The 250-nt window shown below is 60.8% G+C and carries 1 protein-coding gene; it reads left to right on the top strand.

Translation table 11 applies throughout. The features are described from left to right. Window positions 1-250, top strand: a 250-nt coding sequence (locus SB786_RS37055; protein WP_410731690.1) for a helix-turn-helix domain-containing protein, incomplete at both ends; no start/stop codon positions are given.

The following is a 250-nucleotide window of genomic DNA, read 5'->3' as shown; positions in this document are numbered from 1 at the left end:
GGTCAGTGCCGAAGAGATGCGCTGGCTGGCACAAGCCGTGCGGGACCACACTCCGTTGCAGTTCAAGTTCGAATTCGGGCTGTGGACGCTGTCGCTGATTGCCGCGCTGATTGAGCGGCAGTTCGGCAAAAAACTGGCGCTTTCCGGGGTGAGTCGCATCATGAAGCTGTTGGGCTTCACGGCGCAGAAGCCGCTGTATCAGGCGTGGCAACAGGACGCGACGCTGGTTCGGCAGTGGGAGTTCGAAACC

Source organism: Burkholderia sp. SIMBA_062 (assembly GCF_046534765.1).
Lineage (GTDB): Bacteria > Pseudomonadota > Gammaproteobacteria > Burkholderiales > Burkholderiaceae > Burkholderia > Burkholderia ambifaria.
Note: the sequence above shows the minus strand (reverse complement) of the source record. Positions and strands in the feature narration are given on the sequence as shown.